Source organism: Billgrantia sulfidoxydans (assembly GCF_017868775.1).
GTDB lineage: Bacteria > Pseudomonadota > Gammaproteobacteria > Pseudomonadales > Halomonadaceae > Halomonas > Halomonas sulfidoxydans.
Genome location: NZ_CP053381.1, coordinates 1,223,428 through 1,244,349, shown reverse-complemented (window position 1 = coordinate 1,244,349; position 20,922 = coordinate 1,223,428). Strand labels below are relative to the sequence as shown.

Annotated in this window: 17 protein-coding genes; 5 read left to right on the top strand and 12 right to left on the bottom strand. The window is 66.9% G+C overall.

Features of this window, described 5'->3' with window-relative positions; genetic code table 11:
• Positions 1–158: 158 nt before the first annotated feature.
• Positions 159–1,313, top strand: a complete 1,155-nt coding sequence (argE, locus tag HNO51_RS05885) for an acetylornithine deacetylase (RefSeq protein ID WP_209538741.1) — start codon at positions 159–161, stop codon at positions 1,311–1,313.
• Here argE and HNO51_RS05880 read toward each other — a convergent pair.
• The 11 genes from HNO51_RS05880 to HNO51_RS05830 all read right to left on the bottom strand — a co-directional run bounded on the left by HNO51_RS05880 (position 1,310) and on the right by HNO51_RS05830 (position 14,661).
• Positions 1,310–2,206 carry an SMP-30/gluconolactonase/LRE family protein gene (locus tag HNO51_RS05880; RefSeq protein WP_209538740.1) on the bottom strand — a complete coding sequence of 299 codons (897 nt, stop codon included), beginning with the start codon at positions 2,204–2,206 and terminating at the stop codon, positions 1,310–1,312. The two genes, argE and HNO51_RS05880, sit on opposite strands and share 4 nt — an antisense overlap.
• 34 nt (positions 2,207–2,240) lie before the next feature.
• Complete coding sequence (locus tag HNO51_RS05875) at positions 2,241–4,040, bottom strand: IlvD/Edd family dehydratase (RefSeq protein WP_209539176.1); 1,800 nt, start codon at positions 4,038–4,040, stop codon at positions 2,241–2,243.
• 89 nt (positions 4,041–4,129) lie between these two features.
• A complete protein-coding gene (locus tag HNO51_RS05870; protein WP_209538739.1) occupies positions 4,130–5,533 on the bottom strand; it encodes a sugar porter family MFS transporter in 1,404 nt (467 codons plus the stop codon).
• 80 nt (positions 5,534–5,613) lie between these two features.
• Positions 5,614–6,936: a maltoporin gene (gene lamB / locus HNO51_RS05865; RefSeq protein WP_209538738.1), complete on the bottom strand. Its 1,323-nt coding sequence runs from the start codon at positions 6,934–6,936 to the stop codon at positions 5,614–5,616.
• A gap of 107 nt (positions 6,937–7,043) precedes the next feature.
• Complete coding sequence (locus HNO51_RS05860) at positions 7,044–7,919, bottom strand: aldose 1-epimerase (RefSeq protein WP_209538737.1); 876 nt, start codon at positions 7,917–7,919, stop codon at positions 7,044–7,046.
• 17 nt (positions 7,920–7,936) lie between these two features.
• Entirely contained in the window at positions 7,937–8,977 is a 1,041-nt protein-coding gene (locus HNO51_RS05855) for an ABC transporter ATP-binding protein (RefSeq protein WP_209538736.1), read from the bottom strand.
• A 97-nt stretch (positions 8,978–9,074) separates the two neighbouring features.
• Positions 9,075–10,691: a glycoside hydrolase family 43 protein gene (locus HNO51_RS05850; RefSeq protein ID WP_209538735.1), complete on the bottom strand. Its 1,617-nt coding sequence runs from the start codon at positions 10,689–10,691 to the stop codon at positions 9,075–9,077.
• 5 nt (positions 10,692–10,696) lie between these two features.
• A complete protein-coding gene (locus tag HNO51_RS05845; RefSeq protein ID WP_209538734.1) occupies positions 10,697–11,527 on the bottom strand; it encodes a carbohydrate ABC transporter permease in 831 nt (276 codons plus the stop codon).
• A complete protein-coding gene (locus tag HNO51_RS05840; protein ID WP_209538733.1) occupies positions 11,524–12,456 on the bottom strand; it encodes a carbohydrate ABC transporter permease in 933 nt (310 codons plus the stop codon). Before HNO51_RS05840 ends, HNO51_RS05845 begins: the two co-directional genes overlap by 4 nt.
• A gap of 79 nt (positions 12,457–12,535) precedes the next feature.
• Positions 12,536–13,828, bottom strand: a complete 1,293-nt coding sequence (locus HNO51_RS05835; protein ID WP_209538732.1) for an ABC transporter substrate-binding protein — start codon at positions 13,826–13,828, stop codon at positions 12,536–12,538.
• A 62-nt stretch (positions 13,829–13,890) separates the two neighbouring features.
• Entirely contained in the window at positions 13,891–14,661 is a 771-nt protein-coding gene (locus HNO51_RS05830; protein ID WP_209538731.1) for an SDR family NAD(P)-dependent oxidoreductase, read from the bottom strand.
• A 341-nt stretch (positions 14,662–15,002) separates the two neighbouring features.
• On the opposite strand from HNO51_RS05830, the gene HNO51_RS05825 reads away from it, so the two are divergent.
• The 4 genes from HNO51_RS05825 (at position 15,003) to HNO51_RS05810 (ending at position 19,992) form a co-directional block, all read left to right on the top strand.
• Positions 15,003–16,208 carry an ROK family protein gene (locus tag HNO51_RS05825; RefSeq protein WP_209538730.1) on the top strand — a complete coding sequence of 402 codons (1,206 nt, stop codon included), beginning with the start codon at positions 15,003–15,005 and terminating at the stop codon, positions 16,206–16,208.
• A 160-nt stretch (positions 16,209–16,368) separates the two neighbouring features.
• The gene (locus HNO51_RS05820; protein ID WP_209538729.1) at positions 16,369–17,946 is read left to right on the top strand and encodes an aldehyde dehydrogenase (NADP(+)); all 1,578 of its coding nucleotides are present in this window, start codon (positions 16,369–16,371) and stop codon (positions 17,944–17,946) included.
• Between the two features lie 3 nt (positions 17,947–17,949).
• A complete protein-coding gene (locus HNO51_RS05815; protein ID WP_209538728.1) occupies positions 17,950–19,101 on the top strand; it encodes a fumarylacetoacetate hydrolase family protein in 1,152 nt (383 codons plus the stop codon).
• A 126-nt stretch (positions 19,102–19,227) separates the two neighbouring features.
• On the top strand, positions 19,228–19,992 hold the full coding sequence (locus tag HNO51_RS05810) for a FadR/GntR family transcriptional regulator (protein ID WP_197450103.1): 765 nt from the start codon (positions 19,228–19,230) through the stop codon (positions 19,990–19,992).
• An 18-nt stretch (positions 19,993–20,010) separates the two neighbouring features.
• Here HNO51_RS05810 and HNO51_RS05805 read toward each other — a convergent pair whose 3' ends face one another.
• Entirely contained in the window at positions 20,011–20,901 is an 891-nt protein-coding gene (locus tag HNO51_RS05805) for an SMP-30/gluconolactonase/LRE family protein (protein WP_197450102.1), read from the bottom strand.
• Between the last annotated feature and the right edge of the window lie 21 nt (positions 20,902–20,922).

Sequence of the window (20,922 nt, the reverse complement as noted above, 5' to 3'; positions counted from 1 at the left end):
AGAGAGAGACTTGATTTTCCACACCGCAGCAATAGCCAATTTCAATAACACCACCACATTCGATTGAGCCAGCCTTTCGTCATGCCAGGCCGAAGACGACCATCCGTTGCGAGCTGCAGGCGTGTTAGGCTTCAGGCATGCCCCCGAAGGAGAGAATCATGACTGCCGCCGAGATGCTCGAACGCCTGGTAGGCTTTGCCACCGTGTCGCGCGATTCCAACCTCGACCTGATCGCCTTCATCGAGGGCTACCTCGACGAGCACGGCGTGAAGCACTGGCGGGTGGAGAGCGACGACGGCAAGAAGGCCAACCTGCTGGCGCGCATCGGGCCGGCGGTGGAAGGCGGCGTGGTGCTGTCGGGCCACACCGACGTGGTGCCGGTCGACGGACAGCCCTGGTCCACCGACCCGTTCACCCTGGTCGACAAGGGCGACGGCAAGCTCTACGGGCGCGGCACCTGCGACATGAAGGGTTTCATCGCCTGCGCCCTGGCCGAGCTGCCCGAGTGGCTGGAGCGCGGCTTGGACAAGCCGATCTACCTGGCCTTCTCCTACGACGAGGAGGTGGGCTGCATCGGCGCGCCGCGCATGATCGAGCGGCTGATGGCCGACCACCCCCGCCCGGCGGCGGTGATCGTCGGCGAGCCAACCCTGATGCAGCCGGTGGTGGCGCACAAGGGCGCCACCAACCTGCGCACCACGGTGACCGGCCGCGCCTCTCACTCCAGCCAGGTCGATCAGGGCGTGTCGGCGATCCACGTCGCCGCACGGCTGGTGACGAAGATCGAGGACGTGATGGCCGAGCTGCGCGCCGAGGGCCGTGTCGACGAGGCCTTCAACGTCGCCCACTCCAGCCTGCACGTGGGCAAGATCGCCGGCGGCACCGCGATCAACATCATGGCCCGCGAGTGCACCTTCGAATGGGAGATCCGCCACCTCCCCGGCGACCGCGTCGAGGAACTGCTCGGCAGGGTGAACGACTACGCAGCCGAACTCGAGGCCGAGATGCAGCGCCGCGCTCCCGAGACGAGCATCGTCACCGAAGCGCTCAACCTCACCGTGCCGGCGCTGGCCGACGACAACAACGCCGAGGTGCTCGGCCTGTGCCGCGAGCTGCTCGGCGAGCAGCCTAGCGGCGCGGTGGCCTACGCCACCGAGGCCGGTCAGTTCCAGCGCGTGGGGCTACCCACCGTGATCTGCGGCCCCGGCAGCATTCGCCAGGCCCACCAGCCCGACGAATACATCGAGCTCGAGCAGCTCGCGGCGGGCAGCCGCTTCATGCAGGCGCTGGGGCAACGGCTGGCCAGCCGTTAACTGCCGAAGCCGGGCTCGGCAAGCCCCGCCACGCCAGTCCGCATCTGCAGCAGGCTGCCGGCCTGCGGCCAGCGCGCCTTGCCCTCGGCGTCCAGGTGCTGGGTCGCGGTGGTGATGTAGAGCGTGCGCAGATCGGGCCCGCCGAAGGCCACCATGGTCGGGTGCGGGCACGGCACCGGGTGCTCCGCCACCAGTTCGCCCTCGGGCGAGAAGCGCACGATGCGACCGCCGTCGTAGAGCGCACTCCAGTAGCAACCTTCGCTGTCCACCGCCGCGCCGTCGGGCACGCCGGGCAGCCCCAGCGTCTCCAGGTCGACCCAGGTCTCTCCCTCCCCCAGGGTGCCGCTGTCGACGTCGAAGGGGTAGCGCAGGATGCGCCGGCTCGGCGAGTCGGTGTGGTAGAGCCAGCGCCGGTCGGGGCTGAAGGCGAGGCCGTTGGAGATGCGGATGTCCGTTAATCGCGGCGTGAACTCGTCCCGGTCGAGGCAGTAGAGCGCCGCCGTGGGGCTCGCCTCGTCGCTGGCGATAGTGCCCACCCACAGCCGCCCGGCAGCGTCGCAGCGACCGTCGTTGAAGCGGTTGCCCTGCCCCGCCTGCTGCGCTTTCTTCCACTCAGGGTTGGCCACCAGCCGCTCGGGCTCGCCGCTCTCGGGCAGGCGCAGGATGCCCGACGCGGCGGCGGCCACCAGCCCGGAATCGGCAAGCGCCACGCAGCCCACCTTCTCGCCCAGCTCGGTGCGCGTCGGTGTTCCGCCCACCTGCGGTTGCCAGGCGTAGACATGGCCGTTATTGATATCGGCCCAGTAGAGCGTCTGGCGCTCCACCGACCATACCGGGCTCTCGCCCAGGCTCATGTCTAGCTTTACCGCCACTTCAATGCTGCCCTCTGGCATATGACCTCCCTTGCCTGTCACGTCATCCATCGCCTCAATGATTGTCGCGCGGCGGGCTCTGGCGTGCCACGTCGCGGTACTTGGTAGCCCCCGCCAGCGTCATGCCGCGGTCGAGCGGTTCCACCAAGGTGCGCTGGATCTCCTGCCATGGCGTCTGGTGGTCGGGGTAGCGGTAGCCGCCCTGCTTCTCCAGCCGCTCGCGTCGCGCCTGTATCTCGGCGTCCTCGATCAGCAGGCGCACCTCGCCGCGATTCAGGTCGACGCGCAGGCGGTCGCCATCCTCGAGCAGCGCCAGGCCACCGCCGGTGGCCGCCTCGGGGGCGGCGTTGAGGATCGACGGCGAGCCCGAGGTGCCCGACTGCCGCCCGTCGCCCAGGCACGGCAGCGACTCGATGCCGCGCTTGATCAGCGCCTCGGGCGGCTGCATGTTGACCACCTCGGCGCCGCCGGGATGCCCCACCGGCCCGGCACCGCGCATCACCAGGATGGTGTGTTCGTCGATGCCGAGAGCCGGGTCGTCGATACGCGCGTGGTAGTCCTCCGAGCCGTCGAACACCACCACCTTGCCCTCGAAGGCGTTGGGATCATCGGGGTTGGAGAGGAAGCGCGCACGAAAGTCGGCGGAAATCACGCTGGTCTTCATCAGCGCCGAGTCGAACAGGTTGCCCTTGAGATTGAGGAAGCCGGCCTGCTCGACCAGCGGGTTGTCGTAGCGGCGGATCACCTCGGGATCCTGGGTCTCGCAGCCCGCCACATTGTCGGCCAGCGTGCGGCCGTTGACGGTGAGCGCCTCCCCATGCAGCTTGCCGGCGCCGAGCAGCTCGTTGACCACCGCCGGCACGCCGCCGGCGCGATGGAACTCCTCGGAGAGATAGGCCCCGGCAGGCATCACGTTGGCCAGCAGCGGGATGGCATGGCCCAGCGCCTGCCAGTCGTCGTTGGTCAGCTCGACGCCCGAGTGTCGGGCGATGGCGTTGATATGGATCGGCGCGTTGGAGGAGCCGCCCAGCGCCGAGCACACCACGATGGCGTTCTCGAACGCCTCGCGGGTTAGGATGTCGCTGGGGCGCAGGTCCTGCCACACCATGTCGACGATGCGCGTGCCGGTGTCGTAGGCCACGATCGCGCGCTCCTTGTAGGGCGCCGGGATCATCGCCGAGCCGGGCAGGCTCATGCCCAGCGCCTCGGCCATGGAGTTCATGGTCGAGGCGGTGCCCATGGTGTTGCAGTGCCCCACCGATGGGGCCGAATCGGTGGCCCGGGCGAGGAACTCGGCATAGTCGATGTCGCCGGCCGCGAGCCGCTTGCGCAGCTCCCAGATGATGGTGCCGGAGCCGACCCGATCCGGCCCGCGCCAGCCGTTGAGCATTGGCCCGCCGGAAAGCACGATGGCGGGAATGTTGACCGTCGCGGCGGCCATCAGGCTCGCCGGGGTGGTCTTGTCGCAGCCGGTGGTGAGCACCACCCCGTCGAGCGGGTAGCCGTGCAGCACCTCGACCAGGCCCAGGTAGGCCAGGTTGCGGTCGAGCGCGGCGGTGGGCCGCCGCGCGTTTTCGTGGATCGGGTGTAGCGGGAACTCGAACGGCACCCCGCCGGCGGCACGAATGCCGTCCTTGACCCGCTTGACCAGCTCGATGTGGTGGCGGTTGCACGGCGTCAGGTCGGAGCCCGACTGGCAGATGCCGATGATCGGCTTGCCGCTGGCGAGCTCCTCCAGGGTGATGCCGTAGTTCATGTAGCGCTCGATGCACAGCGCCGTGGTGCCCGGCGATTCGGGATTGTCGAACCACCAGCGCGAGCGCAGCTGGTCGGGCGTGATCTTGCGGTCGGTCATGTCGCGATCCTCATGCGAGTCGGCGGTCTTGTCTTGGCCGGATTGTCCTTGGTCGTGGGCATAGTGATACACGACATGGGGCCGTGGCGTCATTCATAGGCCATCTCCTCGAGCTCCTTGCCCCGGGTCTCCCTGACCAGTCGCAGCACGAAAAACACCGACACCACCGCGCACAGGGCGTAGAAGCCGTAGGCGCCGGCCAGACCGATCGAAGCCAGCATGATGGGGAAGGTCATGGTGATGCCGAAGTTGGCCAGCCACTGGAACAACCCCGCGATGGCCAGGCCCGAGCCGCGCATCTGGTTGGGGAACATCTCGCCCAGCATCACCCACATCACCGGCCCCCAGGAGACGTTGAAGAAGAACACATAGGCATTGGCCGAGAGCAGCGCAAAGACGCCCATGTCGTCACCGAGGCGCAGGCTGCCGTCGACCAGGCTCGCCGTGGAGAAGGCATAGGCCATGCTGGCCAGGGTCAGCGCCATGCCTACCGAGCCCGCCCACAGCAGAGGCTTGCGCCCGATCTTGTCGATCAAGGCGATGGCGAGCAGGCAGGCGCCGATGCTCACCGCCCCCGAGATAACGTTGATCAGCAGCGCATCGCCTTCGGAGAAACCCACCGACTGCCACAGCACCGCACCGTAGTAGAACACCACGTTGATGCCCACCAACTGCTGGAACACCGCCAACCCAATGCCTACCCAGACGATGCCGTGCACCTTGCCGGTGGCGCGATCGAGCACGTCGCGCAGGCGCGGCTTGTGATCACGCGACAGGGTCGCGTCGATCTCTGTCAGCTTGGCGCTCACTTCGCCTTCCGGCATGACAAGACCCAGCACGCGCCGCGCCTCGCCCGGCTTGCCGCTGCTGATCAGGTAGCGCGGGCTTTCGGGAATGAACAGCAGCGCCACCAGGAACACCGCCGCCGGCAACAGCTCGATCCAGAACATCCAGCGCCAGGTGGCAAAGCCCAGCCACAGCTCGACCATCGCCGAGCCGGACAGGTGCGCCAGCACGTAGTTGCTGAGAAAGGCCACGAACAGCCCCGAGATGATCGCCACCTGCTGGATGGTGGCTAGCCGGCCGCGATAGGCGGCAGGCGCCACTTCACTGATATAGGCCGGTGTCATCACGCTAGCGGCACCCACCGCCATGCCGCCCAGTACACGATAGATCACGAACTCCAGGGAGCCTGCAGCGATGCCCGAGCCCCAGGCGCTGACGAGGAAGAAGACGGCGGCCACGATCAACAGCGTGCGGCGGCCGAAGCGGTCCGCCAGGCGCCCGGCGAAGAAGGCGCCGACAGCGCAGCCCAGCAGCATCGAGGCGACGTTGAAACCGGTACCCACGCTGTCGGAGCCGAATGCGGCCTGCAGGCCGTCGACGGTACCGTTGATCACGCCGCTATCGAAGCCGAACAGGAAGCCGCCGATGGCGGCGATACAACAGATCATGAAGATATAGGCCGAACGACTCATTATTTTGCGTTGCATGACGAGTACTCCGGAAAAAGGGCGCCCGAGCGGGCGCCAAGGCGAGGAAGCCCCGCGATGAAGGGTTACTCGAACGCTCTCTACCACCACACGTCCATCTGCACGCCGAAGGTGAGACCGTCGTTGTCGTCGATTTCAATGGCATCCCCCGCCGCCCCCGCATCGATGGCGCGGCTGGTGCGATCGGCCTGGAAGGCGTCCCCGTTCCAGTCGGCATAGGTGGCGAAGACACGGATGACCGGGCGCGCGAAGCCGCCCACCCCCGCGGACCATTGCTGGGCCAGGGTCAGCTTGGTCAGGCGACGGCTGTCGTCGCCGTTCTCGGGATCGACATAGTCATGGCCGAGCTCCAGCGCCGTGCTCAGGTGGTTCGTCCAGTAGTAGGTCGGACGTAGGCCCGCTGAGATCCAGGTGGCCCCGGAGTCGTCGTCGAAGCGCTTCTCCTCGACGATGGCCGCATACAGCAGATCGAACCTGTCGGGGGCGAGCCACACATTGCCGTGGTTGATGACGCGCCACATCTCACCGCCGGGCACGTCCGGGGAGACGCCGGCATTCATGCGCCCCTGACCGTTGCCGGCGTTGATGATGCCGTCGGTGGCGTACTGTAGCGCCAGCTTGTTGGAGCCGCCGAACCAGTTGCTCTGCTCGTGCTGGATGGTGAACATGTGGCCCCTTTCGGCCTCGCTATCGCCGTAGTAGGCCTCCTGGGCTTCGCTCAGCTGTGCGCGGCCGTAGTTGTAGCCCAGCACCAGCGTGCCATCGCGGTTGACGGGAATGTCGGACCAACGGATATCGAGGGTGTCGTTGGAGATGCGATTGTCGGCATCGGGGTACTCGGTATCGTCGGTGCCCGTGGCGCGCATCCACGCCAGGTGCAGCTTGCCGGTGCCCACGTCGATGTTCTCGATACCGCCGCCGGGGCCGGTGGAGTCCCAATAGAAGAAGTCGTTGATGTGTACGTCGTGGCGGCGATAGAAGCGCTTGCCCGCCCATAGGCTGGCGCCGGGCAGGCCATCGATCACATTGTGACCCTGCACGTACAGCTGGCGCAGGGACACCTCGGTGTCCTCGGAGTCGTTCACCTGGTTGGTGAAATAACCCACCATGCTATTGAAGTAGAACGACCTGTCGCCCTCTTCAAACAGCGTGGCGCCCCAGCCCAGCTCGGCATAGGTTTCGCACTCGTTGCCCAGGCGGTACTTGGCCCCGGCGCCATTGGCCCGGAAGCAGGCCTGATCGCCCCCGCCTGCGGTATTGCCGATGCCGGACCGTGCATAGCCGGTGAAGTCGATGCCGGAGAGGAAGTCTTCCTGCGCCTGGGCGGTGCCGAAGGCGAGGCAACCGAGCCCGATCAGCCCCAGACGGGCCAAGGGATGTGCTGCGTGACGTGGCGTTTTCATTATTGTGCTCCTTGTGAATGATGCATCGATGCTACTTATTGTTGGTAATAACTCTGAACTAAGTGATCGAGGTAAGTGATGGGCTCCTTGGTATCAACGAGGTGGATTTAGCTGGCGAGACAGCGGAAACGGCAGCGCATCGAGAGAGACTCCCCTGCGCCCAGCTCGACCAGGCCTTGGCGCTGCGGGTCGCCACCGCGGTGCGCGTCGACCTCGTGGGAAACCGGCTCGAAGCAGAAGAAGTCGGCCTGCTCGCCCGGCGAGAACACCAGGTAGCGCGAGGTGTCGGCGCTTACCTCGAGCACCAAGCCGCGGTCGCGCCAGCGCAGCACGGCCTGCCCGTTCCAGCCGGTGAAGAGATTGTCGATCTTGCCTGTGGGAAGTGCCGCGCCGCGGGAAAAATCCCAGGGCTCACTGGGTAAGAGCCGGCGCCACTCGGTCGGCAGTTGGTCGTCATCGACCTCCCACACGCCCTCGGCGGCGGCCTCGACTCTTGCCCCGGCGCTGCGCGGAAACCAGGGGTGCAGCCCCAGGCCGTAGGGGGCTGGGCTCTCGCCCAGATGGGTCACGGAGAGAGTCACCTCGAGTGCATCGCTCTCCAGGCGATAGGTCAGCTCCGCCCGGTAGTCGAAAGGCGGCTGTTCACACGAACGCAGCGCCAAGCGCAGTTCGTGCTGCGCCTGAGACTCCACCTGCCAGACCTGCTGCCAGCCGTCGCCGTGGATCGGCAGCGGCTCGCCGGGCAGGTTGGTTGCCAGCCGATAATCCTGCCCATGCCAGCGGAAACCGCCCCCACCGATTCGGTTGGACCATGGCACCAGCGGGTACATGGCCAGCCGATTCGGATCGCGTTCGCCAGCGCTGCCGGGGCGCATCAACGGCTCGGGGCCGCCTTCGGTCAGCCTGTCCAAACGCACCACGGCGCCACCGACGTCAGGGTTCACCGTGAGTCGCAGGATTCCGCTGTCGAGAGTGATCGTCATGACGTTTCGCTCCCTACTCAGGCCATACTGGCCTGGGACCGGACCAGGGTCTCCTCCGGCAGGCGCTGGCCATCGGCGTCGTAGCCATGCAGCAACTCATGGCGCGGCGTCAGGTAGAGCACATCCCCGCTGCGAACCTCGGCATCGCCGGGCAGGCGCACGGTCAGCGGGCCGGTGGCGTCGCTGTCGACATAGGCGAAGGCGTCGGCGCCGAGCATCTCGACCACTCTCACACGGCTCTGCCACTCCCCTGCCTCGCGGCTGACCTCGAGATGCTCGGGGCGAATGCCGAGCGTGGTGGCGCCGTAGGCCTCCGCGACCCGACCTTCGATCAGGTTCATCTTGGGCGAGCCGATGAAGCCGGCGACGAACAGCGTCTCGGGGCGCTGATAGAGCGTCATCGGCGTACCCACCTGTTCGATGCGACCGGCATTCATCACCACGATGCAGTCGGCCAAGGTCATCGCCTCGACCTGGTCATGGGTGACGTAGACCATGGTGGCGTCGAGGCGCTGGTGCAGCTCGGCCAGTTCCACGCGCATGCGGTTGCGCAGTGCGGCATCGAGGTTGGAGAGCGGCTCGTCGAACAGGAACACGCCGGGGTTGCGCACGATGGCGCGACCGATGGCCACGCGCTGGCGTTGGCCGCCGGAGAGTTCGGCCGGCTTGCGCTCGAGCAGCTCCTCCAGGTTGAGCAGGCGCGCCGCCTCGGCCACCTTGGCCTTGCGCTCCTCGGCGGGCACCTTGGCCAGGCGCATGCCGAAATCGATGTTGTGCGCCACCGTCATGTGCGGATAGAGCGCGTAGGACTGGAACACCATGGCGATGTTGCGCTCGCTGGGCTCGGCGGTGGTGACGTCGCGCCCGCCGATGGAGATGGCGCCGCGGGTCACCGTCTCGAGCCCGGCGATCATGCGCAGCAGCGTCGACTTGCCGCAGCCGGAGGGACCCACCAGCACGGTGAAGGAGCCGTCCTCGATGTGCAGGTTGAGGTTGGGGATCACCGTGGTCTTGCCACGGAAGGTCTTCTCGATGTCGACCAGGGTTACGTCAGCCATAGTGTGCTCTCGTCTGGGGGAACACTGCACAAATGCCTACGATTTGTTCAGCGGTTCCCTTGGCGCCGGTTGTGTTTGTCGTAGGCGAAAATCGGGTTCAGCAGGCATTGCGGCGATAGCGGAACGCGGCGAAGTCCGCCGGCGCGGCGCGCCCGCTGATGTCATGAGCCGCCATGCCCAGGAAGTTGCCGGTGAAGTAGCCGTGGGCGCGACCGCTGCCTTCGTCCGAGAGCAGCCCGGCGTCCAGCACCGGGCCGATCGGCTGCCACCCGGCGCTGCCCTGGGCGAAGCGGAACTGCAGCTCGCGCTCGCGAATGTCGAGGCCGAGACGCACCGGCAGGTCGGGTTCGAGGGTCACGCCGGCCTCGGCGATGTCGAGCCGCCCGCTGGGCCACTCGTCGTGGCAGCTCATCACGCTCAGCACCTTGTCACCCTCATCGTTCAGGCTCACCGCGAGATAGTGGAACTTGAAGCGGTTGTAGTAAGCGATCAGCCCGGCGAGCTGCTGGATGTCCTCCGGCTCGAACTCGAGTTCGGTCTCGGCGCTGCAGTGCCAGCTGTCCTGACGCCGGGCCACCAAGGCCTGCTCGAACCAGGAGCCCACCGACTCGCGACCGAAAAGGCGCAGGTAGCCGGGCCGCGCGTCCAGGGAGAACAGCCGCTCGGGTTCGGGCGTGCGTAGCCACTGGAAGTCCCCTGGCAGCAAACCAGGCGCGAAGGTGTAGCGCTCCTCCTCGGCTGGGGCCTGCTGCAGCGCGCCGTTCTCGGCACCAGGGACGGCCACTTCCAGCGCAGGCGTGTTGCCGCCCTGGGCCAGACGCAACCAGCCATCTTCGCCCCACTCGACTTTCTGGATGGCCGTCTCGCGCCCCAGCGGCGAGCGCCGCGTACCGGGCAGTGGGCGACTGCACAGGTGCACCATATAGGTCTCGCCCTCCGGCGTATCGACCAGATCGGCATGGCCGGCGCGCTGCAGCGGGTTGTCCGGGTCTTGGCGTGTGGTCAGCACCGGGTTGTCCGGGTGCACCTCATAGGGGCCGGCGATCTCACGGGAGCGCGCCATGGTCACGGCGTGGTCGTAGCCTGTGCCGCCCTCGGCTACCAGCAGGTGGTACCAGCCATCACGGCGGTAGAGGTGCGGCCCCTCGGTGAGCTTCATCTCGGTGCCGGCGAAGATGTTGCGGATCGGGCCGACCAGCCGCCTGCGCTCGACGTCGTACTCCTGCAGCAGGATGCCGCCGAAGCGGTCGCCTCCCTCCTGCTGGCGATAGTCCCACTTGAGGTTGACCAGCCACTTGCGGCCGTCGTCATCGTGAAACAGCGAAGGGTCGAAGCCGCTGGAGTTGAGATACACCGGGTCGCTCCAGGGCCCCTCGATGGCGGGCGCGGTGACCAGATAGTTGTGGCCGTCCTTGAAGTTGCCCTCGTAGCGCTTCATGTCGGTGTAGATCAGCCAGAACTGACCGTCGGCGTAAGACAGGCACGGCGCCCAGATGCCGCAGGAGTCGGGGTTGCCGCGCATGTCGAGCTGGGCGGCGCGGGCCAGCGGCCGGCTCGCCAGCCGCCAGTTGACCAGATCCTGGGAATGGTGGATCTGCACGCCGGGGTACCACTCGAAGGTGGAGGTGGCGATGTAGTAGTCCTCGCCGACCCGGCAGATCGAGGGGTCGGGGTTGAAGCCGGCGAGAATCGGGTTGCGGAGGGTATCGGTCATCGGTGTCATCCCTTGACGGAGCCGCCGGTCAGCCCGGCCACGATGTATTTCTGCGCGGCGAGGAAGAAGATCACCGCCGGCGTGATGGTCAGCGTCACGAACGCCAGGATCATGTTCCACTGGGTCAGGTACTCGCCCTGGAACTGCATCATGCCGAGCGGCCAGGTGTAGATGGAGCGGTCGTTGAGCACCACCAGCGGCAGCAGGAAGTTGTTCCAGCTCTGCACGAAGACGAACACGCCCACCGTGGCCAGGATCGGCGTCGACAGCGGCAGGGTGAACGACCAGAAGAAGCGCAGGTAACTGCAGCCGTCGACGTAGGCGGCCTCGAACAGTTCGCGGGGCAGCTGGTCGAAGAATGCCTTGAACAGCAGGATCGCCAGCGACAGGCCGAAGGCGGTCTGCGGCAGGATCACCGCCCAGTAGGTGTCCAGCAGCCCCAGGTCGCGTACCTTGATGAACAGCGGCAGGATCGCCGCGGCGAAGGGAAACATCAGCCCCAGCAGCAGGTAGGAAAGGATCATCTTCGAGCCGAAGAAGCGAATCTGCGAGAACACGTAGGCCGCCGCCGCGCCCACCACCAGGGTCAGCAATACCGTCATCGACGAGATGAGGAACGAGTTGCCCAGGTAGCGCCAGAAGGTGCCGTCGAGAAAGATCGCGACGTAGTTCTCCGCATTCCAGGTATCCGGCAATCCCAGCGGGTTGGTGCGCAGCTCGGCGTTGCTCTTGAAGCCGCCGAAGAAGGAAGCCAGCAGCGGGCCGATGACCAGGCTGGCCACCAGGATCAGCACGATCACACGCAGCGTGTTGCGGGTAGTAGTAGCGCCGCTCATGCCCGCTCCTCCTTCGCCGTGGCGCGCTGGTAGAACAGCGCGATGCCGATGGCGAGCACGAACAACACCACGGCGGCGGCGCTACCGAAGCCGATGTTGAGTCGCGACAGGCCGAAGGTATAGAGATAGGTGACGATGGTGTGGGTCGAGTTCGAGGGCCCGCCGTTGGTCATGGGAATGATGATGTCGAAGATCTGCAGCGAGCCGATGATGGCGAAGAAGCCGCTCACCACGATGGCGTGCTTGATCAGCGGTATCTGCACGAACAGCGCCACCTGGCGCGGCTTGGCGCCCTCCAGCTTGGCCGCCTCGATCAGGTCCTTGGGCACGCTCTGCAGCGCGGCGATGTAGATCATCATGTGGAAGCCGAAGTACTTCCACACGATCACCGTCATGATTGCCGGGAAGGCCCACTGCCGGTCCGCCAGCACATAGACCGACTCCTGCCCCAGGGCCTGGAACATGAAGGCGGTGATGCCGTAGTCGCCATCGAAGACGAAGCTCCAGATCAGCCCCGCAGCGACTTCGGCGAGAATGTAGGGCAGGAAGAACACCAGGCGGAACAGGGTATTCGTGGGTGTCTTGCGATACACCAGCAGGGCCAGGCCCAGGGCCAGCGGCATCTGGATGATCAGTGAGACGAGAATCAGCTTGGCGGTATTCCACAGCGCGGTATGGAACACCGAATGGTCGAGCAGGCGCGTGTAGTTCTGGGTGCCGACGAAGTTGCTCGGCGTGCCGTAGCCGTTCCACGAGAAGACGCTGTAGTAGGCCGCATCGGCCAGCGGCAGGATGACGAACAGCGAGAACAGGATCAGCGCCGGCGGCAGCAGGATCAGCACGGCGGTGAACTTTCCGCTGGCCAACCCTTGCCGCAAGCGGTCGGCATTGCTTCTCTTGTGCACGGCGGGTCGGGTCATGGTGGTCATGGCATATACCGTTCCAGAGGATATGGCCCGGCGCGGCGTGAGTGCAGCACCGGGCGTACGCATGTTTCAGCGAACCGTTTCAGCGGAACATCCACGCTTCTTCGACCTGGGCGGCCGCCTCCTCGGGCGTGATCTCGCCCTGGGCCAGGTCGCCGCTGATATCGTTGACCGTGGCACCAACCGAGGTGCCCAACGCCTGGTCGAGGAACACCTGGTGGAAGTTCGATTCGCTGAGGATCTCGGCGACCTTGCGCGCATAGGGCGTGTCGAGCTCCTCCTCGGAGCCATTGGCCACCGGCACGAAGATGCCGAGCCGGGCGGCTTCGCGCTGGTTCTCCTCGTTGAGCAGGAAGCGCAGGAAGTCCACCGCTTCGTCGGAGGCGTCGCGGGTCACGGCGAAGCCGTTCATGCCACCGAAGCTGTCGTCGTTGCCCTCCCCGCCCTCGACGCGGGGAAAGCGAATGAATTCGAGATCCTCGTCGGGCACGCCCTCTCCCGTCGCGGAGCGTTCCTTGGAGGGGATGTAGTCCCAGTCGCCCATCAGGTGCAGGGCCGCCTCACCATCACCGAACATGGCGCTGGCCCGCTCGTAGGAGGTCGACATGAAACCCGACTGGAAGGGGTCGAGCTCGACGAACGCCTGGAGCAGCTCGCCGGCCTGTACGAAGGGCTCGCCCTCGAAGCCGCCGTTGTCGCCCTGCTTGGCCGCCTCGATGCCCTCGCCGCCGGCCAGGCGCGTGGCCAGATAGCCCCAGTAGAAGTGCATCGGCCAGCCATCCTTGCCGCCCACCACGGCGGGCGTGATGCCGCTTTCACGCAGGGCGACCACGGCCTGCTCCAGGTCTTCCCAGGTCTCGATGGCCTCGATGTCGACCCCGGCCTGTTCGGTCAGCGCGGTGTTGGCCCAGAAGCCCACCACAGTGGCATAAAGCGGCGCGCCGTAGACGCGATCGTCAAGGGTAAAGGCGCGCACGGCCGACTCGGGATAGAGATCCTGCCAACCGTCCTGCATCGCCTCGGTGAGGTCGCGCACGAAACCCGCCTCGACCTGGTCGCGCAGCCCTTCGCCGCCCCAGCTGTAGAAGATGTCGGGGCGCTGGTCGGACTGCAGCAGGGTCGGCAGGCGCGTCTTGTAGGCCTCGTTGGCGATGTACTCGAACACCACCTCGACGTCCGGGTTCTGCGCTTCGTATTCGGCGACGACATCGTCGTAGTACTGTTTCTCGACATCGCTGATCTCGACGCGCAGGACACGCACGGTGGTGTCGGCCGCTGCGGCGCATGCCGCCAAGCCGGTGGAAAAAGCTACCGCCGCCGCCAACCAGCGCTTGGCGCGCAGCGACCCGGGCAGTTGGTATTGGTAAGTGTGCATGGCGAGCTCCTTGTTGTGTTGTAAGCGCATGAATGCACCTCAGTTGAGTAAATGTTCGCGGCTCAACCCCAGCCGCCGTCGACGACGAGCTCCTGCCCGGTAATCGCCGCGCTCTCGGCGCTGGCCAGGAACAGCACGGGAGGAGCGATATGCTGCGGTTCGAGTCGCAATTTCAGGCACTGGTGAGCCTGGATCGATGCTTCTTCCTCGGGGCCGATCCACTTTTCCAACTGGCGCTCGGTTAGCACCGAACCGGGCACCAAGGTATTGACGCGGATGTTGTAGCCTCCGAGGTCACGTGCCAGGCTGCGGGTCAGCCCGTGCACGGCGGCCTTGGCCGTGACGTAGGCAGAAAGGTCGGCAATGGCCATCTGCACACTGATCGAGCCGAAGTTGACGATGCTGCCGCCGCCGGCCTCGATCATCTGGTGTGCTGCCGCTTGGGCGGCGAAGAACATTGGCCGCAGGTTGAGCGACATGCGCTCGTCCCAGTAGGCCACATCGACCTCCTGCCAGGTGTGGCGATCGTCGTTGGCGGCGTTGTTGACCAGGGTATGGATGGGGCCGAGCTCGCGGCCCACCTCGGCAATGGCCGACTGCAGGGCCTCGACATCGCGAATGTCGCAGCGGCGATAGCGCGGCGCCCTTCCCGTCTCCGCCTGCAGCGCCTCCACCAGCGCCTGGCTGGCGGCATCGTCGATGTCGACAAAAGCGACTCGGGCCCCCTGCAGATGAAATGCCCGGGTCAGCGCCGCACCGATGCCGCTACCGCCACCGGTAATGAAGACCACTCGCTGATCGAGACTGGGATAACGCGCCGCGTCGTTGTTCATGCCTTCTCCACTTAGTTTTTTCTATTTACTAACTAGAGAGTGGACACCTCATCAGAATGCGACAATGAGACGTTAGTCGATGGCGCCGCTTTTTCCTTCTAAATCATCTTCATCTGCCTTTGTCGCCAGAACCAGGGACGTACTTCCGGCGTGGCCGAGGCAGAGCAATTCGTTTAGGCTTGGAACCAACTCTCGACACAGATGCCAGGAATGCCGAGGCGAAGCCCTCGCGCGCCCCATCGCCGAATGGCATTATCGGGGCACGACATCAAGGCGTCCGGCTTCATCCGTTTTCCTCCGCTGCGCCCTTCGGTGTGCGGACTGCAAGGCCTCGTTCATCTATGTCAACCAGCTACCAGCAGCAGCACAAGGCGGGCGACCTCCATTTTCTCAAGCGGCTCAATCGCAGTGCCATCCTCGAGCTGGTGCGCCGCACCCCGGGGCTGACCCGCGCCGACATTGCCACCCAGGCCCAGTTGACCAAGGCCACCGTGGGCGCCGGCGTGCAGTCGCTGCTGCACCAGGGCTGGCTGCGCGAGGGCGAACTGCAGAAGAGCAGTGGCGGCCGCCCGGGCCGCGCCTTGCACCTCAACGAGGAGCGCCACGTGCTGTTCGGCGCCGAGGTGGGGGTACACGGCCTGCGCCTGGTGGCCTGCACTCTCTCCGGCCGAGTGCTCGAGTCGCACCACGAGCACATCGTGCCGACCACGCCGGAAGCCACTGCTGAACTGCTCGCGGAGTTGTTGCAAAGGCTGATGCGCCCACACCTGAATGGCAACCGACGCTGCCTGGGGCTGGGAGTCGCTCTACCCGGCCCCATCGCACCCGGCAAGCCCGTGCTGCGCCTGGCGCCCAACCTGGGCTGGCGCGACATCCGCTTCCTCGACCTGCTGCGCCCCCACCTCTCGCGGCTGGAGGGCACCTGGCTGATGGACAACGAGGCCAAGGCGGCCGCCTTCGGCGAGCTCTACTTCCGCACCGGCAACATTCCCGAATCGCTGATGTACGTCAGCGCCGGTACCGGGATAGGCAGCGGCATGGTCGAAGGCAGCCACCTGCCCCTGGTCGCACGCGGCATCCAGGGGCTGGCCGGCGAGATCGGCCACACCGTGTTGCAGCCCGGCGGGCTCTACTGCCACTGCGGCAACCGCGGCTGTGCCGAGACCCTGGTCAGCGGCTGGTCGATCCGCGCTGCGCTGGGCATCGCCGAGGAGGAGGATCTCATCGAGGCTCTGCTGCCGCGCCTGAATGAGCCCGACGTACAGGTCACACTGCGCCGGGCCGGCGAGGCGCTGGGCATCCTGTTGCTCAACCTGCACCACACCCAGAACCCCTCCGAGATCGTGCTCGGCGGCTCGCTGACCCAGCTCGGCGCCCCACTGCTTGACCCTGCTCTCGACTACTTCAAGGCCAACCAGAGCCGTCTGCTCGGCACGACCCAGCAGGTGCCGCTGCGGGTGATCCAGGACTCCACCTTCGTCGCCGCACGTGGCGCGGCGTCCCAGGTCCTGGCCAGCATCATCCATGGCCCCAGCGACCTGGATTAGCCCGGATCGCCACTGCCCACCTTACCGACCAAAGTCGACATCCACAGGTAAGTAAAGAGATTGAACTTAGTGAACGCCTCACGCAGGATGTCCCACGGGCGTCCTGGAAATGCGCCCGTCGGTCCGAGTCCATTATCGACAACCACCGCAGGAGCCCCACATGACACTCGAAGGCAAGATGCTGATCGGCCATGAGGCCGCAAGCGGCAGTTCAAAGCCCATCCACGCCGTCAATCCCGCCACCGGCGAGCGCCTGGAGCCCACCTACGTCGGCGGCACCCGGCCCGAGGTCGAGCGCGCCTGTGAGCTGGCCGAGGCGGCCTTCACCACCTACCGAGAGACGACGCTCGAAGCGCGCGCCGCCTTTCTCGAGACGGCGGCCTCCGAGATCGAGGCCATCGGCGACGAGCTGATCGAACGCGCCATCGCCGAGACCGGCCTGCCCCGGGCGCGGCTCGAGGGCGAGCGCGGCCGCACCTGCGGCCAGCTGCGCCTGTTCGCTTCCGTGGTGCGCGCCGGCGAGTGGCTCGACCTGCGCCTCGACCCGGCCCTGCCCGAGCGCGAGCCGATGCCCCGCGCCGACCTGCGCCAGCGCCACATTCCGCTGGGCCCCGTCGCCGTGTTCGGCGCCAGTAACTTCCCGCTGGCCTTCTCCGTGGCCGGCGGCGACACCGCCTCGGCGCTGGCCGCCGGCTGCCCGGTGATCGTCAAGGGCCACTCCGCCCACCCCGGCACCTCCGAGCTGGTCGGGCGTGCCGTGCAGCGCGCCGTCGAGAAGCGCGACCTGCCGGAAGGCACCTTCTCGCTGCTGTTCGGCTCGGGCAGCGAGATCGGCCAGGCGCTGGTCGCCGACCCGCGCATCCAGGCGGTGGGCTTCACCGGCTCCCGCGGCGGCGGCACGGCCTTGATGAAGACCGCCCAGGCCCGCCCCCAGCCGATCCCGGTCTACGCCGAGATGAGTTCGATCAACCCGGTGTTCCTGCTGCCCGAGGCGCTGCGTGCCCGTGGGGCCAAGATCGCCGAGGGCTTCGTCGCCTCGCTCAACATGGGCGCCGGGCAGTTCTGCACCAACCCGGGCCTGGTCATCGCGGTGAAGGGCCCCGAGCTTTCCGCCTTCGTCGAGGCCGCGGGCGATGCCGTGAAGGCCAGCGCCGCCCAGACCATGCTCACTCCGGGCATCCACGCGGCCTACGAGCAGGGCGTGGGCCGGCTTTCGAGCAACGACAAGGTCAGGGAAGTGGCCCGCGGCCAGGTGGGCGAATCGGCCCACCCGTGCCAGGCGGGGCTTTACGTCACCGCGGCCGGGGACTTCCTCGCGGATACCGAGCTGCAGGAGGAGGTGTTCGGCGCCACCTCGCTGGTGATCGAGTGCGCCGACCTGGAAGAAGTGAAGCGCGTGGCCGGCGAGCTCGAGGGCCAGCTCACCGCCACCCTGCAGATGGACGACGGCGACCTCGACGCCGCAAAGGCGCTGCTGCCGATCCTCGAGCGCAAGGCGGGGCGGATCCTGGCCAACGGCTGGCCGACCGGGGTCGAGGTATGCCACGCCATGGTCCACGGCGGGCCCTACCCGGCGACCTCCGACTCGCGCACCACCTCGGTGGGCAGTGCGGCGATCTTCCGCTTCCTGCGTCCGGTGTGCTACCAGGCGCTGCCGCAAGGGCTCTTGCCCGAGGTGCTGCGTGACGGCAACCCCTGGGGTGTGGCACGGTTGGTCGATGGCAAACGCGAGGCATGAGACGTGAACAACGCTAACGAGACTACCCTTTACCTTCCCCAGGATGTGGAGCAGGCCCTGCTGGTGGGCCGCGTATGGCGTGACGACGGCCCGGCCCTGGTCGTGGTGCGCCGAGGGGAGGTGATCGACATCTCCGCCCAGTGCGACTGCATGGCCGACCTGCTCGACCGCGACGATGCCGTTACCTTCGCGCATGACGCCGAAGGCGAGTCGCTGGGCCCTGTCGCCACCCTGCTGAAGAACTCCCTGGCCGAACCGCAGCAAGCGCCCTACCTGCTCGCCCCCTGCGACGTGCAGGCGATCAAGGCCTGCGGCGTGACCTTCGCCGTGAGCCTGCTGGAGCGGGTGATCGAGGAGCAGGCTGGCGGCGATGCCGCCAAGGCCAGCCAGCTGCGCAGCGAGCTCAACGAGATGATCGGCCAGGACCTGTCGCGCATCGCCCCGGGCTCCGACGAGGCCATGGCACTCAAGGCGGCGCTGCAGGCGCGCGGTGCCTGGTCCCAGTACATGGAGGTGGGCCTCGGCCCCGACGCCGAGGTGTTCACCAAGGCGCAGCCGCTCTCCTCGGTGGGCTTCGGTGCCCGGGTCGGCCTGCATCCGGCATCAAAATGGAACAATCCCGAGCCGGAAATCGTGCTGGCGGTGGATGCCAAGGGCGAAGCCAAGGGCGCCACGCTGGGCAATGACGTCAACCTGCGTGACATCGAGGGCCGCAGCGCCCTGCTGCTGGGCAAGGCCAAGGACAACAATGCCTCCTGCGCCATCGGCCCGTTCATCCGCCTGTTCGACGAGCGCTTCACGCTGGATAGCGTACGTCAGGCCCATGTGACGCTGCGCATCGAGGGCGAGGACGACGGCTTCCTGCTCGAAGGCGAGAGCGACATGCGCGAGATCAGCCGCGACCCGCTCGACCTGGTGCGCCAGACCGTCGGCGCCCACCACCAGTACCCGGACGGCTTCATGCTGTTCCTCGGCACCATGTTCTCGCCGATCCAGGACCGCGACGGCGAGGGCCAGGGCTTCACCCATCACATCGGCGACAGCGTCACCATCGCCACGCCGGCGCTGGGTGCGCTGGTCAATCGCGTCGACCGCTCCGACAGGCTGCCGCCGTGGACCTTCGGTATACGCCAGTGGCGAGCCCATCGCCGCTAGGCTTGTCCGAAAAGAGGCTGCGCAACGACAGGGCGACACTCCCGCCCTGTCGTTGCGACCTAGGCCGCATTGCCTATATGTTGAACATATGGCACTTTGCGTGGCAAATCATCGACATGAGCTGCCATGACCGCCAACCCGCCCAAGCGCAACGCCAAGCCTGCCCGCCCCAGCGTGGTGGAATACCTCGCCGAAGCCATCTTTTCCGGGCGCTACCAGCCCGGCGACTTCGTTCCCAAGGAGATCGATCTCTGCGAGCAGTTCGCCATCAACCGCTCGGCGGTGAGGAGCGACCTGCGCCAGTTGGTCGACGTCGGCATCATCGCGCGAATCTCGGGCCACGGCTCCAAGGTGCGCGACTACGAGGCGTGGAACATTCTCGATCCTTCGGTGACCGAGTGGATGACCCGCTACGCCTCGCCCAACCCGCGCATCCAGCGCGAGATCCTGGCCTTCCGGCTCGACGTCGAACCCTACGTGGCGATGACGGCGGCGCGGCGAGCCAAGGCCGTCGACCTGGTGGCCATCGAGGAAGCGCTGGAGGGCATGAGCCGCCATCTCCATGCCGAAACCAAAGAGGAGCGGCAGCGCTACAGCGACCACGACGTCGCCTTCCACGTGGCCATCTTCAAGGCCAGCCACAACATCGTCTGGGCGCAGCTCTCGCACATCCTGCGCCCCTCGATCCATTTGCTGGTGGAGACCTCCAACGACAGCACCGCCGACCCCGTGGCCAGCTTCGAGCGCCATCGCCGGGTGATGGAGGCGATTCGCACCCGCCAGCCCCGCGAGGCCTTCCTGGCCGCCCGGGACGTGCTTCAGGGAACGGCCGACGCGCTAGGCATCGAGCCGGGCGACGGCACGCTGGGCAGCTGGCTCGACCCCGCCTAGGCACTGCTCGAAAAATGGCTAGGGGATAAACATTGACGAGGCCAGGCCCCGGACTCCTGGATCAACACGGAACAGGCCGCCTGCCAGCGCTTCCTGGTCGCGGCCGTCGGCGGCGGTGGTGATGTAGAGCTGGTTCAGCTCGGGTCCGCCGAAGGTGCAGGAGGTGACTCGCGAGGCGGGCAGGAGCAGGGTCTCGTCCAGCGTGCCGTCGGGCAGGAAACGGCTGACGCGCCCGCCGCCCCAGTGGGCGACCCACAGGCCGCCCTCGGCGTCGCAGGTCATGCCGTCCGGATAGCCCTGGGTACCGTGGAAGCGCAGGTGCTCGCGCCTGCCGGACAGCTCGCCGTCCGGCGAAAGGTCGAAGGCGTAGACGATGCCGGCTGCCGTATCGCTGTGGTAGAGCGTCCTGCCGTCGGGGCTCACGGCGGGCCCGTTGGCCACACCATAGCCATGGTCGACCCGGCGCAGGCCCGCGCCATCGAGGCAGTAGAGGGAGCCCCGTCCGGGCTCGCCACTCTTGCTCGCGTCCTCCTTCATCGAGCCGAACCAGAGCCGCCCCCGGGCGTCCACCGCCGCGTCGTTGAAGCGATTGCCCGCCGGCTCGTCGGGGGTGGCCCAGTCACCGACGATACGCGCCCCGCTCTCGTCGAGACGCAGGTGCACCAGCCGCGAGGCGAACCCGGCGATGAAGCCGTCGCCGTCGGCCCGCGGCACCAGCCAGCAGCACGCCTCCTCGAGCGGCCAGCCGCGTGTCGTGCCACTGGCGACGTCGTGCGCATGCAGGGAGCGCCGGATGATGTCGACGAACAGCAGTTGACCGGCTTCGCCCCGCCCGGGGCACCATAGCGGCCCTTCGCCCAGTTGCGCCCTGCCCCGCCATACGCATTGCACCACCGCCCCTTCGACCATGCTTCGCGCTCCTGCCAGCCG

Coding starts and splice junctions, on each gene's coding strand:
- argE (WP_209538741.1), top strand. CDS start 159: ATGACTGCCGCCGAGATGCTCGAACGCCTGGTAGGCTTTGCCACCGTG.
- HNO51_RS05880 (WP_209538740.1), bottom strand. CDS start 2,206: ATGCCAGAGGGCAGCATTGAAGTGGCGGTAAAGCTAGACATGAGCCTG.
- HNO51_RS05875 (WP_209539176.1), bottom strand. CDS start 4,040: ATGACCGACCGCAAGATCACGCCCGACCAGCTGCGCTCGCGCTGGTGG.
- HNO51_RS05870 (WP_209538739.1), bottom strand. CDS start 5,533: ATGCAACGCAAAATAATGAGTCGTTCGGCCTATATCTTCATGATCTGT.
- lamB (WP_209538738.1), bottom strand. CDS start 6,936: ATGAAAACGCCACGTCACGCAGCACATCCCTTGGCCCGTCTGGGGCTG.
- HNO51_RS05860 (WP_209538737.1), bottom strand. CDS start 7,919: ATGACGATCACTCTCGACAGCGGAATCCTGCGACTCACGGTGAACCCT.
- HNO51_RS05855 (WP_209538736.1), bottom strand. CDS start 8,977: ATGGCTGACGTAACCCTGGTCGACATCGAGAAGACCTTCCGTGGCAAG.
- HNO51_RS05850 (WP_209538735.1), bottom strand. CDS start 10,691: ATGACCGATACCCTCCGCAACCCGATTCTCGCCGGCTTCAACCCCGAC.
- HNO51_RS05845 (WP_209538734.1), bottom strand. CDS start 11,527: ATGAGCGGCGCTACTACTACCCGCAACACGCTGCGTGTGATCGTGCTG.
- HNO51_RS05840 (WP_209538733.1), bottom strand. CDS start 12,456: ATGACCACCATGACCCGACCCGCCGTGCACAAGAGAAGCAATGCCGAC.
- HNO51_RS05835 (WP_209538732.1), bottom strand. CDS start 13,828: ATGCACACTTACCAATACCAACTGCCCGGGTCGCTGCGCGCCAAGCGC.
- HNO51_RS05830 (WP_209538731.1), bottom strand. CDS start 14,661: ATGAACAACGACGCGGCGCGTTATCCCAGTCTCGATCAGCGAGTGGTC.
- HNO51_RS05825 (WP_209538730.1), top strand. CDS start 15,003: ATGTCAACCAGCTACCAGCAGCAGCACAAGGCGGGCGACCTCCATTTT.
- HNO51_RS05820 (WP_209538729.1), top strand. CDS start 16,369: ATGACACTCGAAGGCAAGATGCTGATCGGCCATGAGGCCGCAAGCGGC.
- HNO51_RS05810 (WP_197450103.1), top strand. CDS start 19,228: ATGACCGCCAACCCGCCCAAGCGCAACGCCAAGCCTGCCCGCCCCAGC.
- HNO51_RS05805 (WP_197450102.1), bottom strand. CDS start 20,901: ATGGTCGAAGGGGCGGTGGTGCAATGCGTATGGCGGGGCAGGGCGCAA.